The organism is Streptomyces gamaensis (assembly GCF_042656465.1).
Classification (GTDB): Bacteria; Actinomycetota; Actinomycetes; order Streptomycetales; family Streptomycetaceae; genus Streptomyces; species Streptomyces gamaensis.
In genome coordinates this window covers 301,328-323,946 of record NZ_JBHSPB010000003.1, presented here as the reverse complement: position 1 = coordinate 323,946, position 22,619 = coordinate 301,328, and the positions used below count along the sequence as shown (strand labels likewise).

20 protein-coding genes and 1 pseudogene are annotated in these 22,619 nt (G+C 73.0%); 10 read left to right on the top strand and 11 right to left on the bottom strand.

What is annotated here, in order from left to right:
* Positions 1-655: 655 nt before the first annotated feature.
* Positions 656-1,735 carry a histidinol-phosphate transaminase gene (hisC, locus tag ACFP1Z_RS06390; RefSeq protein ID WP_390314901.1) on the bottom strand — a complete coding sequence of 360 codons (1,080 nt, stop codon included), beginning with the start codon at positions 1,733-1,735 and terminating at the stop codon, positions 656-658.
* A 418-nt stretch (positions 1,736-2,153) separates the two neighbouring features.
* Here hisC and ACFP1Z_RS06385 point away from each other — a divergent pair, with 418 nt between their 5' ends.
* The 3 genes from ACFP1Z_RS06385 (at position 2,154) to ACFP1Z_RS06375 (ending at position 5,776) form a co-directional block, all read left to right on the top strand.
* Positions 2,154-3,257, top strand: coding sequence for a LacI family DNA-binding transcriptional regulator (locus ACFP1Z_RS06385; RefSeq protein WP_390314900.1), 1,104 nt, complete (start codon positions 2,154-2,156; stop codon positions 3,255-3,257).
* Positions 3,258-3,613: 356 nt separating this feature from the next.
* Positions 3,614-4,696, top strand: coding sequence for a metallophosphoesterase (locus ACFP1Z_RS06380; RefSeq protein ID WP_390314899.1), 1,083 nt, complete (start codon positions 3,614-3,616; stop codon positions 4,694-4,696).
* Positions 4,697-4,876: 180 nt separating this feature from the next.
* Positions 4,877-5,776, top strand: a complete 900-nt coding sequence (locus ACFP1Z_RS06375) for a serine/threonine-protein kinase (RefSeq protein ID WP_390314898.1) — start codon at positions 4,877-4,879, stop codon at positions 5,774-5,776.
* Between the two features lie 101 nt (positions 5,777-5,877).
* Here the strand turns inward: ACFP1Z_RS06375 and thiC are convergent, their stop codons facing one another.
* Entirely contained in the window at positions 5,878-7,650 is a 1,773-nt protein-coding gene (thiC, locus tag ACFP1Z_RS06370; protein ID WP_390314897.1) for a phosphomethylpyrimidine synthase ThiC, read from the bottom strand.
* Between the two features lie 218 nt (positions 7,651-7,868).
* Here thiC and ACFP1Z_RS06365 point away from each other — a divergent pair, with 218 nt between their 5' ends.
* The 3 genes and pseudogenes from ACFP1Z_RS06365 to ACFP1Z_RS06355 form a co-directional block, all read left to right on the top strand.
* Positions 7,869-9,248, top strand: a complete 1,380-nt coding sequence (locus tag ACFP1Z_RS06365; protein ID WP_390314896.1) for a YibE/F family protein — start codon at positions 7,869-7,871, stop codon at positions 9,246-9,248.
* A gap of 96 nt (positions 9,249-9,344) precedes the next feature.
* Positions 9,345-9,545: a hypothetical protein gene (locus ACFP1Z_RS06360; RefSeq protein WP_390314895.1), complete on the top strand. Its 201-nt coding sequence runs from the start codon at positions 9,345-9,347 to the stop codon at positions 9,543-9,545.
* Between the two features lie 118 nt (positions 9,546-9,663).
* Positions 9,664-11,097, top strand: a pseudogene (locus ACFP1Z_RS06355) (SPFH domain-containing protein); the annotation flags it as partial.
* A 350-nt stretch (positions 11,098-11,447) separates the two neighbouring features.
* On the opposite strand, the gene ACFP1Z_RS06350 reads toward ACFP1Z_RS06355, so the two are convergent.
* From ACFP1Z_RS06350 to ACFP1Z_RS06340, 3 genes are all read right to left on the bottom strand, one after another.
* Entirely contained in the window at positions 11,448-11,894 is a 447-nt protein-coding gene (locus ACFP1Z_RS06350; protein ID WP_390314894.1) for an SsgA family sporulation/cell division regulator, read from the bottom strand.
* 413 nt (positions 11,895-12,307) lie between these two features.
* Entirely contained in the window at positions 12,308-12,526 is a 219-nt protein-coding gene (locus ACFP1Z_RS06345) for a DUF5326 family protein (RefSeq protein ID WP_390314893.1), read from the bottom strand.
* 150 nt (positions 12,527-12,676) lie between these two features.
* Entirely contained in the window at positions 12,677-12,994 is a 318-nt protein-coding gene (locus ACFP1Z_RS06340) for a cupin domain-containing protein (RefSeq protein ID WP_390314892.1), read from the bottom strand.
* 127 nt (positions 12,995-13,121) lie between these two features.
* Between ACFP1Z_RS06340 and ACFP1Z_RS06335 the strand changes: the two genes are divergently transcribed.
* From ACFP1Z_RS06335 to ACFP1Z_RS06325, 3 genes are all read left to right on the top strand, one after another.
* Complete coding sequence (locus ACFP1Z_RS06335; protein WP_390314891.1) at positions 13,122-13,502, top strand: phage holin family protein; 381 nt, start codon at positions 13,122-13,124, stop codon at positions 13,500-13,502.
* 65 nt (positions 13,503-13,567) lie between these two features.
* Complete coding sequence (locus ACFP1Z_RS06330) at positions 13,568-14,743, top strand: cystathionine gamma-lyase (RefSeq protein WP_390314890.1); 1,176 nt, start codon at positions 13,568-13,570, stop codon at positions 14,741-14,743.
* 246 nt (positions 14,744-14,989) lie between these two features.
* Complete coding sequence (locus ACFP1Z_RS06325) at positions 14,990-15,496, top strand: NUDIX domain-containing protein (RefSeq protein WP_390314889.1); 507 nt, start codon at positions 14,990-14,992, stop codon at positions 15,494-15,496.
* Between the two features lie 20 nt (positions 15,497-15,516).
* On the opposite strand, the gene ACFP1Z_RS06320 is transcribed toward ACFP1Z_RS06325, so the two are convergent.
* From ACFP1Z_RS06320 to ACFP1Z_RS06305, 4 genes are all read right to left on the bottom strand, one after another.
* Positions 15,517-16,368, bottom strand: a complete 852-nt coding sequence (locus ACFP1Z_RS06320) for a pyridoxamine 5'-phosphate oxidase family protein (RefSeq protein WP_390314888.1) — start codon at positions 16,366-16,368, stop codon at positions 15,517-15,519.
* A gap of 42 nt (positions 16,369-16,410) precedes the next feature.
* On the bottom strand, positions 16,411-18,036 hold the full coding sequence (locus tag ACFP1Z_RS06315) for a globin domain-containing protein (protein WP_390314887.1): 1,626 nt from the start codon (positions 18,034-18,036) through the stop codon (positions 16,411-16,413).
* Between the two features lie 257 nt (positions 18,037-18,293).
* A complete protein-coding gene (locus ACFP1Z_RS06310) occupies positions 18,294-18,923 on the bottom strand; it encodes an HAD family hydrolase (protein ID WP_390314886.1) in 630 nt (209 codons plus the stop codon).
* Entirely contained in the window at positions 18,920-19,894 is a 975-nt protein-coding gene (locus ACFP1Z_RS06305) for an MFS transporter (protein ID WP_390314885.1), read from the bottom strand. Before ACFP1Z_RS06305 ends, ACFP1Z_RS06310 begins: the two co-directional genes overlap by 4 nt.
* A gap of 85 nt (positions 19,895-19,979) precedes the next feature.
* Between ACFP1Z_RS06305 and ACFP1Z_RS06300 the strand changes: the two genes are divergently transcribed.
* Positions 19,980-20,441: a MarR family winged helix-turn-helix transcriptional regulator gene (locus ACFP1Z_RS06300; protein ID WP_390314884.1), complete on the top strand. Its 462-nt coding sequence runs from the start codon at positions 19,980-19,982 to the stop codon at positions 20,439-20,441.
* Positions 20,442-20,478: 37 nt separating this feature from the next.
* On the opposite strand, the gene ACFP1Z_RS06295 is transcribed toward ACFP1Z_RS06300, so the two are convergent.
* Together ACFP1Z_RS06295 and ACFP1Z_RS06290 are read right to left on the bottom strand one after the other, a co-directional pair.
* The gene (locus ACFP1Z_RS06295) at positions 20,479-21,255 is read right to left on the bottom strand and encodes a TetR/AcrR family transcriptional regulator (protein ID WP_390314883.1); all 777 of its coding nucleotides are present in this window, start codon (positions 21,253-21,255) and stop codon (positions 20,479-20,481) included.
* Between the two features lie 199 nt (positions 21,256-21,454).
* Positions 21,455-22,579, bottom strand: a complete 1,125-nt coding sequence (locus tag ACFP1Z_RS06290) for a pyridoxal-phosphate-dependent aminotransferase family protein (protein WP_390314882.1) — start codon at positions 22,577-22,579, stop codon at positions 21,455-21,457.
* Positions 22,580-22,619: the final 40 nt, after the last annotated feature.

Genomic DNA, 22,619 nt, shown 5'->3' with positions numbered 1-22,619 from the left:
GACATACGAAAGCCGTGGGGGCCGCTCGCACGGAGCGGCCCCCACGGCCGGGAGACGACGGGGAAGAGGGCACTGACCTGCGGTACCGCCGGAGGCGGTGATCAGAGCACACGGGAACCGGAACGGGGGCCGGCCGTCCAGAACGCCCGGGAGCCCGCCCCGGAAGGGGCCGTACGCCCCTCCCCCGGGGCCCTGCGCCCCCTTACGGACCGGGACGACGGATCACTCCGGATCCGTCACCTGTACGCGGCACCACCGACGCCGCCCGGCGGCGGGAACGGACCGGACTGCCCACGCGCACCGGACGCACCGGCAGCCACCCGGCGGCAGGAACGGACCCGAACTGCCCCGGCCCCGCCCCACCTATGCGCACCACGCGCCCTGGGCGCACCGGCACCGGCAGCCACCCGACAGCGGCGGGAACGGGCCCGGACCGCCGCGCCCCACCCACGCACTTCGGGCGCACCGGTCCGGATCCGTCACCTGTGCGCGGCATCACCGGCGCCGCCCGGCGGCGGCAGGTACGGGCCCGAACCACCCACGCGCCCCGGGCGCGCCAGCACCGGCACCTGCACGCGCCTGAGGCGCACCGGGCGCACCGGGCGCACCCGCACCCGCACACCGCATCGCGCCCCGCGCCCCCGCGCACCCGCGGCTACAGTTCCTTGCGGAACTCCCCCGCCACCCGCACCAGAATGTCGTTCGCCTCGGCCTCGCCGATCGTCACGCGTACGCCCTCGCCGGCGAAGGGCCGTACCACGACGCCCGCGCGCTCGCAGGCCGCCGCGAAGTCCAGCGTGCGCTCCCCCAGCGGCAGCCACAGGAAGTTGGCCTGCGACTCGGGCAGCGTCCAGCCCTGACCGGTGAGGGCGTCGGCCACCCGGGCCCGCTCCCCGACCAGCGCCTCCACGCGCTCCCGCAGCGCCTCCTCGCTGCGCAGCGAGGCGATCGCCGCCTCCTGCGCGATATGGCTCACACCGAAGGGGACGGCCGTCTTGCGCAGCGCCGCGGCGACCGGTTCGTGTGCGACCGCGAAGCCGACCCGCAGCCCCGCGAGCCCGTACGCCTTGGAGAAGGTGCGCAGCACACAGACGTTGGGCCGGTCCCGGTACAGCTCCAGCCCGTTGGGCACGTCCGCGTCGCGGATGAACTCGATGTAGGCCTCGTCGAGTACGACCAGCACCTCGGCGGGCGCCCGGTCCAGGAAGGACTCCAGCTCGGCCCGGCGCACCACGGTGCCGGTGGGGTTGTTGGGGTTGCAGACGAAGATCAGCCGGGTCCGGTCGGTGATCGCGGCGAGCATCGCGTCCAGGTCGTGCACCGCGCCCCCGGTCAGCGGGACCTCGACGGGGGTGGCCCCGGCGATCCGGGTGATGATCGGGTACGCCTCGAAGGACCGCCAGGCGTAGAGGACTTCGTCACCAGGACCCGCCGTCGACTGCACCAGCTGCTGGGCCACGCCCACCGAGCCGGTGCCCGTGGCCAGGTGCGCGAGCGGCACGGAGAAGTGGTCCGCGAGCTCGGCCATCAGGTCCGTGCAGGCCAGGTCGGGGTAGCGGTTGAGCGAGGCGGCGGCGGCGACCGCCGTCTCCAGCACGCCCGGCAGCGGCGGATAGGGGTTCTCGTTGGAGGACAGCTTGAACGCGGCCGGCCCGCCGGCCGCCGCGGGCTTGCCCGGCTTGTAGGTCGGCACGCGCTCCAGGGCGGCGCGCAGCCTGGGGGTCTTCTCGGTCACCGCGGGTCCTCCTCGGCCTGGCCGGGCACGCGCGGCGCCGGGGCCGTCGCACACGGACAGTGGACAGGCAATGCAGACAGGCAATGCAGACAGTGGACAGGCAATACAGCAATACTGCACACCTTAAGAGGATTGCCCGGGGCGGCGTCCAGAGCCGGGGGAGCGCTCCCGGAAGTGCCACGCGCCGGTGGCGGACGCCCTGGCGCGCGTCGCCCGTGAAGGTGAGTTGGGGCATCTTCACGATCTGGAGCGGCTGTACGGCGTAGACATACCGGAGGCCGAGCGGCCCCGTCCGCTCCCCTCAACTCTCTGCATTTCCAAGGTCATTGACCGGCTTTGTGCTTGCAGAAACGTGCCTGTCAACAGCCCTCGTGGGAGGCCTGCCGACGGACGACCCGAGCCCTACTATCGGCTCGCCATGACAGCAGCAGGGAAGCATCAGGTGAGCCGGCAGACCGGCCGTCGGCTGGGACGGGCGGGCATCCGTGATGTGGCCGCCGCGGCCGGGGTGTCGATCACGACCGTCTCCGACGCGCTCAACGGCAAGGGCCGGCTACCGGACGCGACCCGCCGCCATGTCCGCGAGGTCGCCGACCGGCTGGGCTACCGGCCCTCCGCCGCGGCCCGCACCCTCCGTACCGGCAAGTCGGGACTCATCGGCCTGACCGTGACCACGTACGGGGATGAACCTTTCACCTTCACCGAGTTCGCGTACTTCGCCGAGATGGCCCGGGCCGCCACCTCCGCCGCGCTGGCCCGCGGCTACGCCCTGGTCATCCTCCCGGCGACCTCGCGCCACGACGTGTGGTCCAACGTCGCGCTCGACGGCACCGTGGTCATCGACCCCTCCGACCACGACACCGTGGTCTCCGACCTGATCCGCCAGGGCATCCCCGTCGTCTCCGACGGCCGCCCCGCCGGCTCCCTGCCCGTGACGGCCTGGGTCGACAACGACCACGAGGCCGCCGTCCTCGGCATCCTCGACCACCTCGCCGAGGCCGGCGCCCGCCGCATCGGGCTGCTCACCGGCACCACCACGGACACCTACACCCGGCTGTCCACCCACGCCTATCTGCACTGGTGCGAGCGGGTCGGCCAGGACCCGGTCTACGAGAAGTACCCCGCGCACGACCCCTGCGCCGGCGCCGTGGCCGCCGACCGGCTGCTCGCCCGCCCGGACCGCCCCGACGCGGTCTACGGGCTGTTCGACCCCAACGGCACCGATCTGCTCGCGGCCGCCCGCCGCTACGGCCTGCGCGTGCCCGACGACCTGTTGCTCGTGTGCTGCAGCGAATCCACGGTCTACGCCACCACCGAGCCGCCCATCACCACGCTCTCCCTCAAGCCCCGCCGCATCGGCACCGCGGTCGTCCAGCTCCTCATCGACGCCATCGAGGGACTCGACACCGGCCGCCCGGTCGAGCAGGTGATACCGACCGAACTGCTCGTGCGCACCTCCTCGCGGCGGCGCCCGCCGCGCCCCACGATCAGCGCGCCGCGCGGCCCCGTCGGCGACGGCTGACCCGCCCGGCCCCGGCAGGGCCGACGCCCGGGCCCGCCCTTTGAGTGACCCGCGTCAAGGGGGCGCGAGGCGGGGTCCCTCCCCGGTCGGAAGGCTTTTGCGCGGGCTGCGCGCGGGCCCCGCCGGTCCCGCCGTGATCAGGCCAGGGGCGGGGCGCGAGGAGCGCGGACACCCGCAGGGCGAATGACTCAATTGGGGAGAAATAACCGTCGTACGCGCCTTCCCGCCCCGATTCGCGGCCCCTGGTGCGTCACAAGCCGCGACGGTCATTCCTATGATGGGCGCACGACACCACGGACCGCCATCGACCAGGCAGGGTCCACAGGGTGCACGGCGGCGCGATGGTGGAGGGGTCGATGACTCAGGGGGCCGGTCAGGGACCCGCGGCACGGCACACGGCGGAGATCCCGCCCTTCCCCGGATACGCCGCGCCTCCCCCCATGCCGCCGTACGGGCAGTCCGCCCCGCCCGTGCCGCCGCCCCTCGACGTACCGGACGGCTACACCCCGACCGCCCACGACCTGCCGGTCGTCGGCCGGATGGTCCCCGAGGACGTGCCGACGGTCGAGCTGACCCCGCTGCCCGACCCGCAGGCGCACGCCCCGATGCCCGGCCCCGGCCCGCTGTACGTGGTCGGCGACGTGCACGGCTATCTCGACGAGCTGTGCCGGGCGCTGTTCGACGCGGGGCTCATCGACGCGAACGGCAGCTGGGCGGCGGGCAACACCCGGCTGTGGTTCCTCGGCGACTTCACCGACCGCGGCCCGGACGGCGTCGGCGTGATCGATCTCGTGATGCGGCTGTCCGCCGAGGCCGCGGCCGCCGGCGGCTACTGCAAGGCCCTCATGGGCAACCACGAGCTGCTGCTCATCGGCGCCAAGCGGTTCGGGGACACCCCGGTCAACTCCGGGGCCGGCACGGCCTCCTTCCAGGCCGCCTGGCTGCTCAACGGCGGGCAGCGCACCGACATGGAGCGCCTGGAGGACCACCATCTGCAGTGGATGTCGCGCCTCGACGCGGTGGCACTGGAGGACGGCCATCTGCTGGTGCACTCGGACACCACCGCGTACCTGGAGTTCGGCGACTCCATCGAGGCCGTCAACGACGCGGTGACCGAGGCCCTGCAGCGCAACGACCCGGACGAGTGCTGGGAGCTGTTCCGCAAGTTCACCAAGCGGTTCGCCTTCCGCGACGAGGAGGCGGGCCCGCCGGCCGCGCGGGAGCTGCTGGAGACCTACGGGGGCGCCCGCCTCGTGCACGGCCACAGCCCCATCCCCTACCTCCTGGGCGAGGTGGGCGCCGAGGACGCGGACGGCGAGGACGGCGCCCCGCTGGTGGAGGGCCCGCATCTGTACGCGGACGGGCTGGCGCTGGCGATGGACGGCGGCGTCACCATGGCCGGAAAACTGCTGGTGGTGCAACTCCCTCTGGGTGACTGAGGGTTCAGCGGGTAAGCGTTCGGACAGGAGGGAGTTCCACCGCCTCGGGGTAATTCGGGAAACCCGCTGTCACCCCGTGCCGGTACCGCTCTACCATCGGTTGTCCGTAGCAGGCTCTCCTCCGTTTCCGCCCACTGCCGGCAGCATGGCCGGCCGCACGGCTCTACGGAGCATCGGGGGATGCACATGAACAGCGCTCCGCACCTGCTGGCCGAGGACCGCCCGGAATTCGAGCGGGTCCTCGACCAGGCGTTGCGTTCCGCGGACCACGATCCGGAAATGGCCGCTGTGCCAGGGCAGCGGCTCACGACAGCACAACTGCGCGGCATGGCGCTGGACGCCATGGCCGACATCACGGCCTCCGCGACAGCGGAGTACAGCGCTTACGTCAAAGCACGCGACGCCCTGCGCGCGTTCTCCGCCGCTCACCCCCAACCGCTCGGCGCGCCGGTGACGTTCGCTGACGACCGCGACCCCGACGGCATACCCGCCCCCGCCGTCGAGGAGGAGGGCGACGCCACGGACGGCCCGGAGGCCGACCCCGGTGCGGGCGCCGGCGCGGTGCTCGCCGTCCTCGCCCCGGTCCTGGCCGGGATCGCCGCGCTGCTCTTCCTCCTCGTCGGCTACGCCCTGCGCGCGGTCGACTCGAACGATTCCGTCGCCGACTCCATGATCACGGTGGGCTGGTGGTTCGCCGGGCTGACCGCCGTCGGCGTGTTCGTCGCCATGACGGGCCTGCTGGCCACCGCCCTGCGCAACGGCCGCGGCGCCTCGGGCGACCCCCGCGGCCCGCTGCTCAGCGAGGAGGCCGAGCGGGCCCGCGAGGCCTGGCGGCAGGCGCTGCTCCACCGCGGGCTGCTGCCCTTTCTGCGCGCGGCGGTCGCGCAGTCCGCGGTCACGTCCCCGCGCGCGTACGTGCCGAGACGGCCCGAAGGCCCGGGCCGCGCCCCGAACCTGGGCTACTCGCGCCCCGGCTTCTCCAGCCGCGAGGAGACGTCCTCCCCGGGCACGCGCCCCCGCTTCACCAGCCCCGACTACACCAGCCCCGAGTACGGAGGCCCGGACAGCCACCCGGAGTGACCCGGGCGGCCGCCCATGTCACGGCCGGAACAAGGCGGTTGCCCGCCCGCGCACGCGATCGCCGTGCGCGGACGGGCGGAACCGGCCCGTACGGGGCGGCGTCAGTCGGCGAGCGGCAGATAGACGCGGTGGCCGGAAGCGGCGAACTCCTTGGACTTCTGGGCCATTCCGGCCTCCGCCTCCAGCTCGTCGACGGCCGCGAGCCCGTCGCCGTGCGCGCGGCGGATGTCCTGGGAGATCTTCATTGAACAGAACTTCGGCCCGCACATGGAGCAGAAGTGCGCGGTCTTCGCGGGCTCCGCCGGCAGCGTCTCGTCGTGGAAGGAGCGCGCGGTGTCCGGGTCGAGCGCGAGGTTGAACTGGTCCTCCCAGCGGAACTCGAAGCGCGCGTCGGACAGGGCGTCGTCCCACTCCTGCGCGCCCGGGTGCCCCTTGGCGAGGTCCGCCGCGTGGGCCGCGATCTTGTAGGTGATCACGCCGGTCTTGACGTCGTCGCGGTCCGGCAGGCCCAGGTGCTCCTTGGGCGTGACGTAGCAGAGCATGGCCGTGCCCCACCACGCGATCATCGCGGCGCCGATGCCCGAGGTGATGTGGTCGTAGCCGGGCGCGACATCGGTGGTCAGCGGGCCGAGCGTGTAGAAGGGCGCCTCTTCGCAGATCTCCTGCTGGAGCTCGACGTTCTCCTTGATCTTGTGCATCGGGACGTGCCCGGGGCCCTCGATCATGGTCTGGACGTCGTGCCGCTTCGCGATCCGGTTCAGCTCGCCGAGGGTCTTCAGCTCCGCGAACTGGGCCTCGTCGTTGGCGTCCGCGATGGAGCCGGGGCGCAGCCCGTCGCCGAGCGAGTACGTGACGTCGTAGGCGGCGAGGATCTCGCAGAGCTCCTCGAAGTTCTCGTACAGGAACGACTCCTTGTGGTGCGCGAGGCACCAGGCCGCCATGATCGAGCCGCCGCGCGAGACGATGCCGGTCTTGCGGCGGGCGGTGAGCGGGACGTAGCGCAGCAGCACGCCCGCGTGGACGGTCATGTAGTCGACGCCCTGCTCGGCCTGCTCGACGACCGTGTCCTTGTAGATCTCCCAGGTGAGTTCCTCGGCCTTGCCGTCGACCTTCTCCAGGGCCTGGTAGAGCGGCACGGTGCCGATCGGCACGGGGGAGTTGCGCAGCACCCACTCGCGGGTCGTGTGGATATTGCGGCCGGTGGACAGGTCCATGACCGTGTCGGCGCCCCAGCGGGTCGCCCAGGTCATCTTCTCGACCTCCTCCTCGATGGAGGACGTCACCGCGGAGTTGCCGATATTGGCGTTGACCTTCACCAGGAACCGCTTGCCGATGATCATCGGCTCGGTCTCCGGGTGGTTGACGTTGGCGGGCAGTACGGCGCGGCCGGCCGCGATCTCCTCGCGGACGGTCTCGGGGGAGACGTTCTCCCGGAGCGCGACGTACTCCATCTCCTCGGTGATCTCGCCGCGGCGCGCGTACGCGAGCTGGGTCACCGGGGCGCCGCCGCGCCCGCGGCGGGGCTGACGGGAGCGGCCGGGGAAGACCGCGTCGAGGTTGCGCAGCCCGCCGCGCGGCGAGGTGTGCCGGATCCCGTCGTCCTCCGGGCGCGGCGGACGCCCGGCGTACTCCTCCGTGTCACCACGGCCGATGATCCAGTTCTCGCGCAGCGGGTGCAGACCGCGCCGTACGTCCGTCTCGACGGCGGGGTCGGTGTACGGGCCGGACGTGTCGTACAGCCGCACGTCCCGGCCGTTGGTCAGGTGTACTCGCCGCACCGGGACCCTGAGGTCCGGCCGCGAGCCGGTCACGTAGTCCTTGTGCCAGCCCAGCGGTCGACCGGCGGTGGACGTGCGTGCTTCCTGCGAGGTCATGAGACCAGTGACTCCCTACGCCGGCATTACCCGGTAACAGGTTCGGCGGTCGACGCAGCGGCGGTTCCGCAGGCGACGGTCCGGCGGCGGCCGGACCTGCCGTACGGGGGTCAGCGTCCTCTCAGCCCGGTGCTCCGAGCTCCCGCGATTGCAAAGGTGGGCACAACGCTAGCGCCTGACTCCCCCGGAGGTACAGGGGGGCTTGGGATGATCGAGCGGTGACCCCCACAGAGCACGCGCCCCACGCGCGCGACCGAGCGCACGCGCACGGCCACGGCCATGCGCACGGGCACGGGCCGGCCGCGCCCGTCTCGGCGCACTTGCGGAAAGTGATCGCGGCGGTGCTGATCCCGTTCGCCGCCGCGGTGTTCACCGGACTCGTGGTGCTGTGGCCGGACGGCACGCCGCCGCACGAGCACTCGGGTCTCGGTCTGGACCAGCAGCGGGAGTCGGGGCGCGTGGTGCGGATCCAGGAGACCGACTGCGGGCAGCCGGGCGGCGGGTCCGGGCAGCGGTCCCCGCGGGGCCGGCCGGGCGGCGGGACTCCCCAAGGCCCCTGTGAGAAGACGGACATCGAGGTCACTTCGGGCAAGGACGAGGGCCGCGTCTTCACCGAGCTCGTGCAGCCGGGGGCCTCGCGCCGGTACTCCGTGGGGCAGCGGGTGGTGCTCGCGTACGCGCCGAAGGCGCCGGAGAATCTGCAGTACTCCGTCACGGACGTGGACCGGAAGCTGCCGATGGCGCTGCTGGCCGGGGTGTTCGCGCTGGCGGTCGTGGCGATCGGGCGGCTGCGCGGGGTCTTCGCGCTCGTCGCGCTGGTGATCAGCTTCGGGGTGCTGACGCTGTTCATCCTGCCCGCGATCCTGCAGGGGTCCTCGCCGCTGCTGGTCGCGGTGGTCGGCGGCAGCGCGATCATGCTGATCGCGCTGTACCTGTGTCACGGCCTCAACGCCCGTACGTCCGTGGCGGTTCTGGGGACGACGGTGTCCCTGCTGCTCATCGGGCTGCTAGGCGCGCTGTTCACGGACTGGGCGCATCTGACGGGTGACACCGACGACCAGACGGGGCTGGTGCACGGCCTGTTCCCGCAGATCGAGATCCGTGGGCTGCTGCTCGCGGGGATCATCATCGGTTCGCTGGGGGTGCTCGACGACGTGACCGTGACGCAGACCTCGGCGGTGTGGGAGCTGAAGGACGCCGACCCGCACACGAGTTGGCGCAAACTGTACGCCTCGGCGATGCGCATCGGGCGGGACCACATCGCCTCGGTCGTCAACACCTTGGTGATGGCTTACGCCGGGGCGGCCCTGCCGCTGCTGCTGCTCTTCTCGATCGCGGACAGCGGCGTGGGCACGGTGGCGACGAGCGAGATCGTCGCCGAGGAGATCGTGCGCACGCTGGTGGGCAGCATCGGGTTGGTGGCCTCGGTACCGGTGACGACCGCGCTGGCGGCGCTCGTTGTCAGTGCCGACCGGCACAATGCGAAGAAGGGGAAGACGGCGAAGGGGAAAGGCAAGGGGAAGGGCGCGGCACGCGCGAGAGGTGTCCCCGCGCAGTCGCGGGCGCGGCACGGGGGCAGGCGCCGCCGGGCGGGGTGAGCCCGTGGGGAGGGGGAGATCGCCGGGTGGGTGGGAGGGAGAAACGCCGGGTGGGTGGGAGGGAGAAACGCCGGGTGGGTGGGAGGGAGAAACACAGTGGTGGGGGAGCAGGGGAGAGTCACGGGCAGGGTGGGGCCGGGCCTGGTCGGCGAGGTGATCCTGCGGGTGCGGGGCGGGGCCGAGGCGTTCCTGGCCTACGCGGCCGAGCCGGGCGAGCGTTTCGAGCGGGGGACGGTGGTGACGGTCGTGGAGTACCAGCCGCCGCGCACGGTGTACGTGATGGCGGCGTACGGCTGACGGCCGGGCCCGGAAGGCGGCTTCCCGATACCGCCCGACCCCTTCTCCGCCCGCTCGCCCGGGGCGCACACTGCTGAACTCGGGGCCCCGCCGGGGGCCGTAAGGGGGGCCGGTACGCATGGTCATCGGTGTCGTGGCGGGGGTCGTTCTCGCCGCCGTCGTCATTCTGGTCACGCTCTTCAAGCTCATGTGGCGGGTCGCCGAGCCCAACGAGGCGCTCGTCATCTCCGGTTCGCGGCACCGCGCGGAGGGGCTGGAGGAGGGCATGGGCTTCCGGATCGTCACCGGCCGGGGCACGCTGGTGATGCCCGGCGTGCAGGCGGTGCGCAAGCTCTCGCTCGACCTCAACGAGGCGGATCTGAACGTGGATTGCGTGACCCAGCAGGGCATCCCGCTCAAGGTGCACGGCGTGGTCATCTTCAAGGTGGGGGACGACTACGTCTCGATCGCGAACGCCGCGCGCCGCTTCCTCGACCAGCAGAAGCACATGAGTGAGCGGGTGCACAACGTCTTCGCGGGCCACTTGCGTTCGATCGTCGGCGGGCTGACGGTGGAGGACATGATCCGTGACCGGGAGCGGCTCACGGGCGAGACCCGGGCCGCCTCGGGCACGGAGATGGAGAAGCTGGGCCTGATCATCGACTCGCTCCAGATCCACGAGATCCAGGACCCGACCGGCTACATCAAGAATCTCTCCGCGCCGCATGCGGCGGCCGTGCGGCGGGACGCGCGGATCGCGCAGGCGGAGGCGGACCGGCTGGCCACCGAGGCCGAGCAGCAGGCCGCGGCCCGGATGGCGGAGGCGCAGCGGGACAGCGAGATCCTGCGGGCCGGCTATCAGGCGCAGCGGGACAGCGCGGCCGCCAAGGCGCGGCAGGCGGGTCCGCTCGCGGAGGCGGCGGCCCGGCAGGAGGTCGTGGTCCAGGAGACGAAGGTGGCCGAGCTCGCCGCCCGGCAGCGGGAGCAGCAGTTGCAGGCGGACGTGCGCAAACCCGCCGACGCGCGGGCGTACGAGACACGCACGCTGGCGGAGGCGGAGCGGGACGCCCGGATCTCGGCGGCGCAGGCGCGGGCCCGGGAGACGGAGCTGGCGGCGGCCGCGGAGGCGACGCGGGTGAAGACGGCCGCGGGCGCCGAGGCGGAGGCCACGCGGGCGCGCGGGGCGGCCGCGGCGGCGGCGACGCGGGCGACCGGTGAGGCCGAGGCGGCGGCCGCGGAGGCCAAGGGGCTGGCGGCGGCAGCGGCCGCGAAGGCGCACGGTCTGGCGGGGGCGGAGGCCGTCAGGGCGCGGGCGGCGGCGCTGTCGGAGAACCAGGAGGCGGTCGTCGCGCAACAACTGGCCGAAAAGTGGCCGGAGATCGTGCTGGCGGCCTCCGAGGCGTTCGGCCACGTGGACCACATGGTGCTGCTCAACGGGGCGGACGGGATGTCCGAGCTGTTCGCGAAGGCGCTGACGATGGGCGGCACGGGCCTGGGCCTGGCCCGTCAGCTGCTCGCGGGGCTGGCCGCGGGCGAGGGCCGCCTGCCGGAGGGACCCGGCGGTACGGACGGCACAGGTCGTGACGGTACGGGCCGTGACGGTACGGGCCATGGCGGCGCCGGCAAGGTCGGTACGGGCGAGGGCGGTACGGGCCTCGCCGGTCGCGGGGGCACGGGGTCGCCGCAGGGCGCGGCTGCCGGAGCGGCCCCGCGCTCGCAGCGCATCCCGGTCCGGCCCGGGGAGGGGCCTGCGGACGCCCCGGAAGGGACAGCCGCCGAGGGAGGCGCCGAGGGCGCGGCGGACGTCACCGACGCCGTGCGCGAGCACAGCGGCAGCGGCGGCAGGACGGGCGGACCCGGCGGGGACGGCGCCGGCGGCACGGAGGGAGCACGCGCCACGGACGGCGGAGGGAGCCCGGCCCGCTAACCCGCGTTCTGCCCCTCGGGGTTGCCCGCGAGGATGTTGTCGAGCTCGGCGGCGAGCTCGTAGTCGAAGTCCGCGACCGTGCGCTCCTCGCCCAGGGGGACGATGCGGTCGGTCCGGTCGAGGAAGGCCACCAGCGGGGCCGCCCCGGCGCGGAACAGAGCGCCCTCAGCGCCGACTTGCAGCCGGATGAAGACGTCGGAGAACTGCCCAGCGGAGGCCGGGGCGATGTGCACATCGCCCTCGCCGGAGGGCTGGCTGAGCCCGTCGAGCAGCAACTCCCGTGCGAACGCCCAGGTCACGGGGGCGTCCCCGGGGAGGTGGAAGGTGAACTTCACCGCGTACGGATCACTGCTGTCGTAGTCCAGACCCACCGGGATCCGGAAGGACAGCTCCTCGGAGACGAGGAAGGTCATGATCACTTCTGCCTGAACCGTTTCACGCATCGCCCAATGCCCCGTATTTCGTCGCCTTGTCCGGGATTTGTCCCTTATGACCTTTCAGGTCCAACGCCGGACAGTGCCCGGGGGTCACAAGGGGTGATTCTTCAGATACCGATAGAGATCGAGGGTGAGCTTACGAGCTCTACGACTCTGGAGCGTAGCGACTCGACTACGGGGCGGAGTCGTTACGCGTGATTCCGGACAGAGAATTCGCGAAAGTCGCGGGCACCGGACCCGCTTGGCGGCGATATTGGTCGACAAATTGATTCGGCAAGCGTCGCGTCCCCGAACGTCTGCCGGATATCCGCATCCGGCATTGCCCTGCCCCGCCCGCCCGGGGGCACTCGTGTGCGGAGCACACGAGCCCGTACCCGGACGGGCGTTTTCGACGCCGGGGCGGCCGCGGCCGCGGACCGCTACCAGCCGCCGCGTGACGAGGACGAGCCCGTGAACCGCTTGACGACGAAGATCAGACCCGCGATGAGGGCCACCAGCAGCAGGGCCTTGAAGACGAGCGCTATCACGAATCCGAGCACGCTCATGATCAGGCTGCCGAACACCGCGAGGACGAGGACCGGCACGGCGATCCACTTCACCCACCAGGGCAGCCCCGCGAAAATCCCCTTCTCGGCCATGTGTCCGTCCCTGCTTTCCGCTTCGTGGGACCGGAAGCCCGACTGCTCCGGTCTCGCGTTTTCGATGCTAGGGCGGCCGGGGCCGCGGCGGGGGCTCCGCACCCCCCACAGCCCCCTGAGCCGCCCCCTACGGGAAAGCCGGCCCCGGCCTCAGCTCTCCGGCGGAGAGAAGACGACCAGAACCCGCAGATCCTCACTGATGTGGTGGAAGCGGTGGTCGACCCCGGCGGGCACGTACACCACGCTCCCCCGCGCGACCTGCGTCGTCTCCGTGCCCACGGTGATCGCTCCGCGCCCGCTCATCACCATGTACACCTCGTCCTGGGTGTGCGGCCGCTGCGGGTCGGTGTCCCCGGCGTTCAACGCGTACAGCCCCACGGACATGTGCCGCTCGCGCAGGAACTGCAGATACGCCCCCTCGTTCGCCGCCCGCTCCGCCTCCAGCTCGTCCAGCCGGAAAGCCTTCATCGCCCGCCACCCTCCGTGGTGCCTCGTTCTCGTCCTCGGGAGCCGCCCACCGGCCGTTCGCTGTGGGCCGGCTGTCGGCCGCCCGCACGGATCCGCGCGGGACGAGCCGGTCTGCAACGATCTCACCATGAAGAATTTCGTAGTCAAGACGATTGCCAACGCGGCGGCCCTGGCCGTCGCGATCTGGCTGCTCAAGGGCATCACGCTGTCCGGCGAGAACACGACGCGCAAGGCGGTCACGCTGGTTCTGGTCGCGCTCGTCTTCGGCGTGGTGAACTTCGTGGTCAAGCCGATCGTGAAGTTCCTGTCGATCCCGCTGTTCATCCTCACCCTCGGCCTGATCACCCTGGTGATCAACGCGTTGATGCTGTTGCTCACTTCGTGGATCGCGGGCAGGCTGGGACTCGCCTTCCATGTGCAGGGGTTCTGGAGCGCCCTGGTCGGCGGCGTGATCATCTCGATCGTCGCGTGGGCGATGCACATGATCCTGCCGGACGACAAGGACTGACGGCGGGGCCGCCGCCCCGGGCCCCCGCCCCGGAAGCGGCCCAACCGCCCGGGAGAGGGACGACATTGAGCACGGCAGGCGACGGCACCCGGGCCGTCCGCGCGGGGCTCCCGGAGCCCCGGCCAGGCGAACCGGCGCTTCCCGGCCCGGCCTTCGCCGCCCACTACTGGCTGCCCGGCGAGGCCGACGGCCCGTACACCTACGGCCGTGAGGCCAATCCGACCTGGACCGCGCTGGAGTCGGCCCTGGGCGAGCTGGAGACCCCGGACGGCGCCGGCCGCACCGCGCGGGCCGTCTCCTTCCCCTCCGGCATGGCAGCCGTCTGCGCCGTCGCCCTGAGCCTGCTGCGTCCCGGCGACGCGGCCGTCCTTCCTTCCGACGGCTACCAACTGCTGCCCGCGCTGCGCGAACTCCTCGCGGGCTTCGGCGTCGGCGTGCGCACCGCCCCGACCCGCGGCGACGCCCAACTCGCCCTGCTGGACGAGCGCGTACGGCTGCTGTGGCTCGAATCCCCCTGCAATCCCGGCCTCGACGTGTGCGACATCCGCCGGCTGGCCGAGGCCGCGCACCGCGTGGGCGCGCTCGTCGCCGTCGACAACACCCTCGCCACCCCGCTCGGCCAGCGCCCCCTGGAGCTGGGCGCGGACTTCTCCGTCGCCAGCGGCACCAAGGCGCTCACCGGCCACGGCGACCTGCTGCTGGGGTACGTCGCCACGCTGGACGCCGGGCTCGACGCGGGCGTCCGCTCCTGGCGCAGGCTGACCGGTGCGATCCCCGGCCCCATGGAGGCGTGGCTGGCGCACCGTTCCCTCGCCACGCTGCAGCTGCGCGTGGACCGGCAGGCCGCCACCGCGCGTGCCCTGGCCGCCGCGCTGCGCGAGCGGCCCGAGGTCACGGGCCTGCGGTACCCGGGCCTGGCCGGCGATCCCGCGCATCCCGTGGCCGTCCGGCAGATGCGCGCGGGCCGCTACGGCTGTGTGGTCTCCTTCGTGCTGCCCGGCCGGGAGCACGCGCAGCGCTTCCTGTCCGCGCTGCGGCTGGTCGACGAGGCGACGAGCTTCGGGGGCGTGCGCTCCACGGCCGAACGCCGGGCCCGCTGGGGCGGCGACGCCGTCCCGGAAGGCTTCATCCGCTTCTCGGTGGGCGCCGAGGACGCCGAGGACCTGGTCGCGGACGTCCTCGCGGCACTGGACGACGCGGCGCGCGGGGGCACGGCTCAAGCCTCCCCCCTCCGGGCTTGAGCCGTACGGAACAGGTTAGTTGACACCTCGTCAGAGGCCAATCGCACCGACGGGAACACCGACGGAACCGACCACTCGTCCACGGTCCCGCCACAGCGTTCCCGCCCGCGCCCACCGCGCCGGGCCGACGCGGCCGGAACGCCGGCCCTGCCCGCGCGCCCGAGTGACCGCTGCGTACTGCCGGGCCGTGGCGATGCGTCCGTGCCGAGGGGTTTCGGCCACCGCCGTACGCGGCAGATGTCCCCTATGACCGAACGTCCAGTGGTCAAGCGCACCGCTCGCGCCATCCTGCTCGACAGCCACGGCGACCCCGGCCCGCACGCCGAGTTCGACATGATCGTCATCAAGCGGACCAAGCCCGGCCAGGACCCGTACTGGATCACCCCGGGCGGCGGCATGGAGCCGGAGGACGCGAGCGTCGTCGCGGCCCTGCACCGCGAGGTCGACGAGGAGCTCGGCGCGAAGGTCGTCGACGTCGTGCCCGCCTTCGTCGACACCGTCTCCCACTCCCTGCACCACGCCGCCCACGGTGTGAAGGTGCAGCACTTCTTCGTCTGCCGCCTCGCCTCGATGGACCTCTCCCTGCGCCACGGTCCGGAAGTGGACGAGCCGTGCGGTACGTACGAGGTGGTGCGCATCCCCTTCACGCGCGCCGGCATCGCCTCGGTGGAGCTGGTGCCGCCGTCCCTGCGCGCCTATCTGACGGCGAACATCGAGGGCGTACGGGCGCTGCTCGCGCCCGACCTGGGCTGAGCCCGGCCCGTGGCGCCGCGCTAGCCGCAGGCCCGCGAGGCGGCCTCCCGGCGCGCCTTCTCCGCTGCCGCGCCGAAGAAGTCACCGCCCTTGCGGCGGACGTCGTCCGTCCCCCAGGCCCGGCCCTCCTCGCGCGGGCGGCGCGGCACCTTCCGCAGATGCGGGATGTGCTTGGCGCAGTGGATGTACGCCTCCTCGACCTCGATCTCCACCCACACCAGCGCCCGGCGTCCCGGCACCGGGTCGACGGGCAGCCACGGGTACTGCGCCCGCATCACGACATCGTCGACCACGTGCGCGCGGCCGTTGACGTGCAGCCCGACACGGTCCTGGAAGAAGTCGACCAGCAGGATGCCGACATGCGGGTTCTCCTCGATGTTGCCCATGCTGGCGAGCACACCGTTGCCCCGGTAGTCGGGGTAGGCGAGCGTTCTTTCGTCAAGTACTTGCAGGAAGCCGGGCGGACCGGCGCGGAAGGTGCTGTCGCAGGAGCCGCCCGCGTCCGCCGTGGCGAGGAAGAACATCTCCTGCCGTCCGATGAACTCCCGCATGCGCGCGTTGACATGGTCCAGCACCTGCTCGCCGTAGAAGCGCCGGGCGCGGGCGGCCGTGCCGAGCCGCTCCTGCAGCCGGTGCTCGCCCGCGCTCCCCGGGAGGTCCTGCACGCTCTCCGGGAGCACGTGCGCCCCGTCCGCAAGAGCGTGCGCCGGCCCGTCCCCCTCTGCGCCCTGACGTGCGCCTGGCGCGGGTGCCGCCATCGGCGCGATCGTCGGAACCGCGACCGGTTCTGACGGCGTCCCCGCCGCCGGCCCCGGCAGGGCACCCGCCGCCACGGTGGCCACCGCCACTCGCCCGCTGTCCTCCGTGCTCATGGGTCCGCCTCCATCCGCGCCGGCGGCGGCCCCGTACCGCCGTCAGCCGGCCGCCGCCATCAGCTCGTCGATCGAGTCGTGCCGTATGCGGTGGGACGGTATGCCGATACCCCGCAGGGTGTCCACACCGCTGCGGATCATTCCGGGCGGTCCCGAGAGGTATGCGTCATAGGCGTTCCACGGCCCGTACTGGCGGACGATGCAGGGAAGTTGCCCGCTCAGACCGCGCGTCGGCCCGTCCGAGACGACGGGCCGCACCGACAGCCACGGGTGCGCCCGCTGCAGCCGCAGCAGCGTGTCCATGTCGTAGAGATCATTGTCATGTCGCGCTCCGTAGAACACTTCGACGGGGCGCCGGCGGCCGTGCTCGGCGACGTCCTCCACCAGCGCCTTGATCGGGGCGATGCCCGTACCGCCGCCCAGGCACAGCAGACCGTTGTCCGTGGCGTGGTCCACCGTCATGGAACCGGCGGGCGGACCGAGGCGCAGGACGTCGCCGGGGCGCGCCCGGTGGACGAGCGCGGTGGAGACCCAGCCGGCCGGAACGGCCTTGACGTGGAAGGAGAGCAGCCCGTCCGGGCGGGGCGCGCAGGAGAAGGAGTAGTGCCGCCACACGCGCGGCCACCACGGGGTCTCCAGGCAGGTGTACTGCCCGGCCAGGAAGGGGTAGGGCTGGTCGGGCCGTACGGTCACCACGGCGATGTCCGGGGTGCGCCGCTCGTGCGCGACGACCTCCGCCTCCCACCAGGCGGGGGAGGTCTCCTCGTCCTCGGCCGCGGCATCGATCATGATCTGCGAGATCGTGGTGTACACGCGCACCCACGCGGCCTCGGCGGCCTCGTTCCAGGTGCCGCTCGCATAGCGGGTGAGGGCGCCGATCAGGGCCTCGCCGACGGCCGGGTAGTGGGCGGGCAGGGTGCCGTACTTCCGGTGCGCGCGGCCGAGGCCCGAGAGGTAGGCGGTGAGCGTGCCGGCGTCGTCGGCGTGCTGCGCGGCGGTCACGAGCGCCTTGAACAGCCGGTCGCGCTGGCTGTCCATCGCGGCGGGGAACAGCGCCCGCAGAGCGGGGTTCTGGAGGAAGAGCAGCGCGTAGAAGTACGAGACGACCTTGTCGGCGACCGGCTCGATCTCGTCCATGGTGCGCCGGATCAACTGCGTGTCGGGAGAGGGGGGCGGGCCGGAAGGGGCGGTGGCGCCCGCCCGTAAGGGGACAGGCCCGTCAACCGCCGTGGGGCGTAGGGACGTCAGGGGCGTATCGCATCTCCCCGAGGGGCCCTCCGAAGGGCGGGAGGCGGGCGCTGCGGACGGATCCGGCAGGCGTCCGCGTTGCGGACTCCCGGCCAGGGCGAGGGAGTTCGCTCCTTTGCGGGGGTGACGCTCCCGCTGTCCGGGCCGGTCCGGCGCGTACGGCCCCCGGGCGGTCCCGCCCTGCGCCGCCGGACGGACGCGCACCCACCCGTCCCGCGCCCCCGACGCCCGTACGGGCCCGCCGTCGCCGTCCCCCTCCGGGGCGACCTCGCGGTCCGCGGCGAGGACCTCCGGAACGGCGTCGGGGCCGGTGAGGTCCTCCGCCCGTTTCTCCGGCGGGGTGAACCAGTCCCGCTCGCGCGCGCACTCTTTTCCGGATCTGCCGTCATCGGCCGACGTCGTGGCCGGAGCGTCCTTCATCGTCTCGCCTCGAACATCTCTCGGTCGGTCCTCGCACAACAGCGCGCACCGGAATGCGCCCACGACGGACCGCCCTGTTCAGGTGTTCACAGTGCGCCCCACGGGCCTTCACGGTGGCTCTCCCCCGGCCCGCCGCAGCATGCCAGCTTTCGTACGGCGACGCGCAGAAGACGGGAAGTCCACGTGCACCAGGGCCCGTTGGGGCTAGGCTGAGCCAATTTCGCACTCTCCGGCGGCACATGCCCCCGGGCACGCCCTCAATCGGCGTCCACCAGCGCGAAAGCCTCCCGCAGGTCATTTCCCGCATAGGCGTGCACGGCGATGTCCCGCACATGGTGATCCGCGTTCACCGCCACCGAGACGGGTACGGCCGCGAACAGCCGCGCGTCCGACATCGAGTCGCCGTACGCCACGCAGTCCGCACGCGTCAGCCCGTAGGCGGCGCACAGTCCGTCGGTGATCCGCACCTTGGCGGCCGCGTCGAGAATGCCCGCCGGATCCACCGGGTCCCGGAACGGCACCGCCGGCCAGCGCGAGCCGTGTGCCGCGTCCGCGCCCCAGTCCAGCAGGCGTTCCACGAAGAAGGACGGGGACAGCGAGATCACCGCGCAGCGCTCGCCCCGGGCGCGTATTTCCGACCAGACCTCGCGGATTCCCTCCAGCCAGGGCGCGTTCCCGAAGGCGGCGTCGATCTTTTCCTCGGTGAGGTCCTGCCACAACTCGCAGGCCAGCGCGGCGAATCGCGGCGGGGTCAGCTCTCCCGCCGCGAAAGCCCGTTCCAGTTCACCGATCTCCCGTTCCAGACCGAGCTGCCGGGAAATCTCGACGGCCGCCGCGGAACCGCGGATCAGGGTCCCGTCCATGTCGAACAAATGCAGTCTGCTCACGGCTCCCGAGAGTAGGCGTACTCCTCTGTACGGACACCCGAATACTTCTCCTGCGGGAGGACCGGCACGTCCCGGCCCGCGTCCCCGCCCGTACGGCGCTCCAACGCCGCCGACAGCAGGGCGAGTCCGAGTGCCGCGACGGCCATGAGCGCGCCGACCCGGTTGGGCGCGGTCCAGCCGAATCCCGCCGAGATGACGATCCCGCCGAGCCAGGCGGCGATCGCGTTGCCGAGGTTGAACGCGCCGACGTTGACGGCGGCGGTGGGGCGGTGCTGCGCGGCGAACGGCATCAGCGCGAGGACGACCGCGAGCCCGCCGAGCGCCGTGCACAGCATCGGCATGAGCGCGCGGTCGGCGTACCGCCCGCCGACGAAGTTGCCCACGACCATGCCGAGCACGGTCATGCCCATCGCGAGCGGCACCTGGGGGTTGCGGAAGACGGCCGGCTCCCGTGCCGTGCGCGCCCCTTCGGGGCGGGGGCCGGACGGTACGAGGGCCGCGATCCCGAGGGGGCCGAGCACACCGAGGCCGGTGATGGCCCAGAAGGTCGCGCGCCAGCCGGCGTGCTGCCCCAGCAGGGTGCCCAGCGGCACGCCCACCACATCGGCGACGGTCAGCCCCGTGAACAACAGGGCGAGCGCGCCCGCCTTCCGGTGCGGGGGGACGAGCGAGGCCGCGACGATCGCGCCGATGCCGAAGAACGCCCCGTGCGCGAGCGAGGAGACGACCCGCCCGAGGAGCATCACGGCGAAGACCGGGGCGACGGCCGAGAGCGCGTTGCCCACGACGAACAGCCCCATGAGGGCCGTCAGCATGCGCTTGCGCGGCACCCGGCCGCCGAGGACCGCCAGGACCGGCGCGCCCACCACGACGCCCATCGCGTAGCCGGTGGTCAGCCGGCCGGCGGTGGGGACGGAGACGCCGTACTCCGCCGCGATCCCGGGGAGCAGCCCGACGCACACTAGTTGCAAGCGCGGGCTATTGCGTCCGGGGATACCGTGGTCCCCTACGGTGCGCTCGCCCGCACCCCGCTCACGCACCCGAAGGAGGGCCACTGTGTCCCGCACCCCGGACCCCGCCCTGCTCGGCCTGGCGCGCGGCTGGTGCGCGCTCTCCGCCCTGCACGGCCGCATCGAGGCGCACATCGAGCGCGCGCTGCAGACCGGGCACGGCCTGAGCGTGCGCGAGTTCTCGGTCATGGACGTCCTGAGCCGGCAGCACGACGGGGAGGGCGGCCACCTGCGCATGAACGAGGTCGCCGACGCCGTCGTCCTCAGCCAGAGCGCGACGACCCGGCTGGTCGACAGGCTGGAGGACCGCGGCCTGCTGACCCGCTACCTGTGCCTGACCGACCGACGCGGCATCTACACGGACGTCACCGAGGCGGGCCTGGCTCTCCTCGGCGAGGCCCGGCCCACCCACGACTCCGCTCTGCGGGAGGCGCTCCAGGAGGCCGCCAGGCGCCCCGAGTTGGCTCCCCTGGTCAGCGCGGTGGAATCCCTGACGCCGACCCCGTAGGCAGCCCGCCGGGGTCCGGATCGGGCACTCCCGCGCGTCAGCCGGCCTCGCCCGCGCGTGCCCTCGCCGCCGTGCGGGCCCGGTGGGCCTTCTGCCGGCAGGCACCGCCGCAGTACCGGGCGGGCCGGCCCGTACGCGCGGACGCCACCGCGCGCCCGCAGACCGCGCACCCCGTTTCGTTACGGTTGGCGGCCTCGAATCCGGGGAGTTTCGTCACGTGCCGCCCCGGCCGGAGACTGTCGCACACCAGCGCCGTGATCCGCCCCGCCGGCCCCTGCGGGCCGCCGCGCCGCTCCATCGCCAGACAGCCCGCGAGGAGCGTCATCACATCGTCCAGAGCGACGTCCTCGCGTACGGCACCGGCGAGTTGGGCCCGCTCCAGCAGGACGCGCAGCGCGTCGCGGAAGTCCCGCTCGATGCCCGGTGACGGCGTGAAACGGCCCTCCGCGCTCGCCCCCAGGGCGTCCCGCAAGCCCTTGTTGTCCGCCGACAGCCGTACGACCGAGGCCAGGTAGCGGAAGAACACCGGGCCGGGCTCGGCAGCGTGCGCCAACTCCCGCGCGGTGTCCGTGAAAAGCCGTATGCGGTCCACCACCGTCGCCCTGAACAGGGCTTCCTTGGAGGGGAAATGGCGGTAGACGGTCCCCGTGCCCACGCCCGCCCGCCGCGCGATCTCCCCCAGCGGAACCCCCAACCCGGCCTCGGAGAAGGCGGACCGGGCGGCCTCCAGCACGAGCGCCCGGTTGCGCCGCGCGTCCGCGCGCAGCGGCACCGAGGGCCGTACGGACGGCTTCGGGGCGCTGCGACGCGTCATGCGGAACGGCCTTTCTGCGGCGGACGACGAACCGGGATCAGGGTTCCGATTCTATCGGGGCCCGGGAACGAGTGATCACCGCGCACCGCGGGCACGCAAAAGGCCGCCGCCGACGCGGAGTACGCGCCGACGGCGGCCGATGCCGCCCGGGACCGAACCGGCGGTCCCGCAGCAGGTCAGATCAAGGGTGCAGGGGGCCTCAGCCCGCCGATGCGGCGTACCACGCCGCCTCGGCCGCCTTCCGGGCCCCCTCCGCGTCCCCGGCGAGCCCGAGGGCGTCCAGGGCCTTCCCCAGCGCCGCCAGCGAGGCGAGCACGGTGCCGCGGTCCGCGGCGAGCCCGTAGTGGTTGACCCGGATCATCTCCGCGGCGAGCGCGCCGCCCGCCGCCTGCACCGGCACCGCCGGATCCGCCGCCAGCGCGGCCACGACGACCTCACGGGCGTCCACGCCCGCGGGCGCGCGCAGCGTGGTCGCCACCGGCGCGGCGTCCTCGTCCCGGACGACGTACGGGGCGAGCGTGCCCAGCGCCCGTACCCCCGCGCGCACGGCCGCGGCAGCGGCGCGGTGCCGCGCGATCACGGCCTCCAGGCCCGCGTCCGCGATACGGTCGGCGGCCTGCTCCAGGGCCAGCATCTCCAACTGCGCGGGCGCGTGCGGCAGGACCGTACGGCCGCCGTCGATCCAGCGCTCCTTCCAGTCCAGCAGCGACAGGTACGAGCGGCGCGGCGCCTGCCCGTTGGCGGCGATCCGCTCCCAGGCGCGGGCACTGACCGACACCGCCGAGACGCCCGCCGGGCCCGCCATCGCCTTCTGCCCGCCGATGACGCACAGGTCGACGCCCCACTCGTCGGTCAGCAGCGGCTCGGCGGCAATGGAGGCGACCGCGTCCAGCATCAGCAGCGCGCCGTGCTCGCGGACCACGGCCCCGATGCCGGCGACGGGGTTGGTGTTGCCGGTCGCCGCCTCCGCGTGGACGAGGCTGACGAAGTCGATGTCCGGACGCGCGCGCAGCGCCTCGGCCACCTGCTCCGCGCCCACGGCCCCGGTGAACGGCGCCGCGATCGTGACCACTTCGGCCCCGCAGGACCGCAGCCAGCCGCCGAACGTCTCCCCGTAGGGGCCCGTGACGACATTGAGGGCGGTGCTGCCGGGCCGTACCGCCGAGCGGATGCACGCCTCCAGCGGCAGCAGTGCCTCGCCCTGCATGGCGACGACGGTCTCGCGCGTCCGCATCAGCGCGGCGATCTTGTCCTCGATCCGTGCGAAGTGCGCGGCGTCGAGGGGTGGCCAGTCGAGCAGGGCCGGTGCGGTGTTCGCGGTCACGGTGCCTTCCAGGGTGCTGTGGCGCCGTGGCCGGCGCCCG